This window comes from Trebonia sp. (assembly GCF_049794275.1).
Lineage (GTDB): Bacteria > Actinomycetota > Actinomycetes > Streptosporangiales > Streptosporangiaceae > Trebonia.
Window position 1 is genome coordinate 1 of record NZ_JBARCR010000062.1, and the last position, 3,841, is coordinate 3,841.

Sequence of the window (3,841 nt, forward strand, 5' to 3'; positions counted from 1 at the left end):
GACCGGCGCGGACAAGGTGACCAGGGCGACGGTCCGGCTGTGGCCGACCGCCTATCGCTTCAAGCGCGGCCACCGGATCAGGGTCCAGGTCTCCAGCGGCGCCTTCCCGCGCTACGCACGCAACCCCGGCAGCGGCGAGCCGCTCGCCACGGCCACCCGCCTGCTGGCGGCCGACCAGGCCGTCTACCGCGACCCGGCGCACCCGTCGGCGGTCATCCTCCCGGTCCGCCTCGGCTGACGGCGCTGACGGCGCCGCGGTGCCGCGTCAGAAGAACTCGAAGTACTCCCGCATCTCCCAGTCGCTGACCTCGTTCGGTGAGTCGGTCAGGCCCGCGGCGGACAGCGCCGCCTCGTAGCGGGCTATCTCGGCGCGCTTCATCAGCAGCAGGTAGTCGATCAGCGTGTCGCCGAACGCGGCACGGTAGAACCCGTCGTCGTCGAGAGCCTTGACCGCCGCAGCGAGGGAGGTCGGCAGCATGACCGCGCCTTCCGCCGAGTACGGGTCGGCTTCGACGGCCGGCGGCGGCGTCAGGGACCGCTTCACCCCGTCCAGGCCGGCGGCGATGTTGGCCGCCATATACAGGTACGGGTTCGCGGCCGGCTCGCCCGAGCGCATCTCCACGTGGGAGCTCGTGTCGCCGGCCGAGCCCTGCACCCGGACGAGCGCTCCCCGGTTCTCCACGGCCCAGCACACCCGGTCCGGGGCGAACGAGTACGGCCGGTACCGCTTGTACCCGTTCACCGTCGGCGCCGCGAACACCAGCGACGGCAGCGCATGCTCGAGCAGCCCGGCGACGTAGGACAGCCCGGCTTCCGACAGCGGCCCGGCCTCTGACGCGAACGCGTTCCCGCCTGATGGGCGGAAGGCGAGCGACTGGTGCAGATGCCAGCCCGAGGAGAAGAAGTTCGGCAGCCCTGGCCGGCACATGAACGTGGCCAGCAGGCCGTGCCGCTGGCAGACCTGCTTGACCGCGGACCGGAACAGGACCGCATTGTCCGCCGCGGCGAGCCCGCGCATCGGCGGGAACGAGAACTCGACCTGTCCGGGGCCCCACTCGTCCTCCATGGAGCGCGGCAGCAGCCGCAGCGGCGCCAGGGCGTCCCGCACCACCTCGAGCACCGGTGTCATCGAGTCGAGCCGCACTTCTGACAGGTACTGGTAGCCGCGCTCGAACACGGAGACCGGTGGCGGCGGGGGAGTGAACCCGGCGTTCTCCGGCGTCAGCGGCACCGCGGTGTCCACCTTCACGATGTAAAACTCGACCTCGAGCCCCGCCACGAAGTCGTACCCGGCCTCGGCGAGCGCGGCCAGCTGGCGGCGCAGCAGGCCACGGCCGTCGAGCGGCACCGGCTGCCCGTTGGCGAAGTACGCGTCGCACAGCATCCACCCGGTCCGGTCCGCCCACGGCAGGATCCGGAACGTCGCCGGGTCAGGCACCAGCACCACGTCGGGAAACCCGGTGAACTCGGGGATCCCGAAGCCGCCGTCGGCCGCGAACGGCGAGACGAACACGTTGTTCCCGGTGTCCAGGCTGTAGATGGCGCCAGAGAAGTCGAGCCCGTTCGACATCGCGGCGATCGCCGCGTCCGGGGACAGCGACTTCGCCCGCGGCACCCCGTGCTGGTCGACCACGGCCAGCCGCACCGTGCGCAGCCGGCTGGTGGCGATCCGCTCCGCGACTTCCTGCGCCCTGACGACGACCTCGTCGGACATCAGACCGTGCGCGGCGACAAACCCGGGCTGGCCGACTCCGGAATCCGGTGGTGTGCTCACGGCAGCAGGGTACGCACCCGCGGTCCGCAGTGGTAGCACATCATGAATGACTACTATCGGAGACTAGTCAACTACTTTCCGCACTGTTACATTAATCACATATCTGAATACTCTACGTAATTGCACAGCAATTTTCAGGTGGTGGCCCCGCATGACCGTTAAGCACCGTACTCAGGTCGGCATCGTCGGCGCCGGTCCGGCCGGCCTGCTCCTGTCGCACCTGCTCGCCCTCGGCGGCGTCGACTCCATCGTCATCGAGGCTCGCAGCAGGGCGTACTGCGAGGCCAGGCAGCGGGCCGGGATGCTCGAATCCACCACGGTCCAACTGCTCCGGGCAGTTGGGCTCGGGCGACGGCTCGACGCGGAAGGGCTCGAGCACGACGGCATCTACCTGCAGTTCGGCGGGGAACGGCACCACGTGAACTTCCGTGAGCTGACCGGCGGCCGGTGGGTCACGATCTACGCGCAGACCGAAATCGTCAAGGACCTGATCCGGGCGCGCACCGCCGACCGCGCCGCGCTCGAGTTCGAGGTCAGCGAGACCGAGGTGGCCGGCCTCGACTCCGACCACCCGGTGCTGCGCTACACGGACTCCGCCGGCCAGCGGCACGAGGTGACCTGCGACGCCATCGCGGGCTGCGACGGCTTCCACGGCATCTGCCGCCCGGCCATCCCGCGCGGCGGACTGCGCCTGGTCGCCGAGCGCAGCTACCCCTACGGCTGGCTCGGCATCCTCGCCAAGGCGCCGCCGTCCACCGACGAGGTGATCTACTGCCGTCACGAGGACGGCTTCGCGCTGCACAGCATGCGCACGCCGGAGGTCGGCCGCCTCTACCTGCAGGTGCCGGCGGACGAGGACATCACGAGATGGCCGGACGACCGGATCTGGGACGAGCTGCAGCGCCGGCTCGGGGTGCCGGGCTGGGAGCTGCAAACCGGCCCGATCCTGGAGAAGGGGATCACCCCGATGCGGAGCTTCGTCGCCACCCCGATGCAGTACCGGCGGATGTACCTGGCCGGCGACGCGGCGCACATCGTGCCGCCTACCGGGGCCAAGGGCCTCAACCTGGCGGTCGCCGACGTGGCCGCGCTGGCGACCGCCCTGATCAGGCTGCTGCGGGACGGTAATCCCGCGCTGGCGGACGCCTACTCCGAGCACTGCCTGGAGCGGGTCTGGCGGGCAACGCACCTGGCCTGGTGGATGACCGCCATGATGCACGTCGTCCCCGGCCAGGACCCGTTCGAGTCGGCGCTGCAGCTCGCCCAGCTGCGCAACCTGGTCACCTCACGCGCCGCGGCCACGATGCTCGCGGAGAACTACACCGGCTACGCCCCGCTCCGCTACGACCCGGCCACCCGCGTGGTCCCCACCCCCCTCTGGCCCTGGGTTGCCTGACACGTCCTGCTTTCCCGCACCTTTAGCCACTCCCGTACCTCACCCACTCCCGTACCTCACCCGTCGTCCCACCTGACGACCGCGAGGCACATAGGGCGAGAAACGCCCCGCTTTGTGTCCGGTTTGTACCCATTCTCCGTAGGTTTTCTCGCCCTAAGTCAGTCCTCGCCGTCGCCCGGTGCCGCTAAGCCAGCAGCTTGACCAGGGCGGCGACGCCGACGCAGACGATCAGCAACCGCAGACCCCACGGCGGGAGCCGGCGGCCGACGCGGGCGCCGGCTTGGCCGCCGATGATCGACCCGGCCGCGATCAGGCCCGCGACCTTCCAGTCGATGTGCGTGAGCGCGATGAACACGACCGCCGCGACCCCGTTGACCAGGCCCGCCAGCACGTTCTTCACCGCGTTGATCCGCTGCAGGCTGTCGGTGAACGCGATGCCGAGCATGCCGATCAGCAGCACGCCCTGCGCCGCGCCGAAGTAACCGCCGTAGACGCCGGCGCAGAACACGAGGGCCCACAGCACCGGTCCGCCGATCGCGTCGGCCCGGCTGGAAATGCCGGTGGCGGGCAGCACGCCGACAGCGGTCGCCACCCCCGCACGGCCGGCCGCCCCGGTCCCGCCGGTTCCGCCGGTCCCGCCGATCCCGCCGGTCCCGTGGTCAGCGTCCGCC

The 3,841-nt window shown here is 70.6% G+C and carries 4 protein-coding genes; 2 read left to right on the forward strand and 2 right to left on the reverse strand.

Going from position 1 to position 3,841, the window contains the following annotated elements; all coding sequences use genetic code 11:
* On the forward strand, positions 1 to 238 hold a 238-nt coding region (locus WA805_RS01650; RefSeq protein ID WP_425241485.1), incomplete at its 5' end, for a CocE/NonD family hydrolase C-terminal non-catalytic domain-containing protein.
* Positions 239 to 265: 27 nt separating this feature from the next.
* On the opposite strand, the gene WA805_RS01655 is transcribed toward WA805_RS01650, so the two are convergent.
* Complete coding sequence (locus WA805_RS01655) at positions 266 to 1,774, reverse strand: glutamine synthetase family protein (protein WP_422273770.1); 1,509 nt, start codon at positions 1,772 to 1,774, stop codon at positions 266 to 268.
* Positions 1,775 to 1,925: 151 nt separating this feature from the next.
* Between WA805_RS01655 and WA805_RS01660 the strand changes: the two genes are divergently transcribed.
* Positions 1,926 to 3,170 carry a 4-hydroxybenzoate 3-monooxygenase gene (locus WA805_RS01660; RefSeq protein WP_422286434.1) on the forward strand — a complete coding sequence of 415 codons (1,245 nt, stop codon included), beginning with the start codon at positions 1,926 to 1,928 and terminating at the stop codon, positions 3,168 to 3,170.
* A 184-nt stretch (positions 3,171 to 3,354) separates the two neighbouring features.
* Here WA805_RS01660 and WA805_RS01665 read toward each other — a convergent pair.
* On the reverse strand, positions 3,355 to 3,841 hold a 487-nt coding region (locus WA805_RS01665), incomplete at its 5' end, for a sulfite exporter TauE/SafE family protein (RefSeq protein ID WP_425241486.1).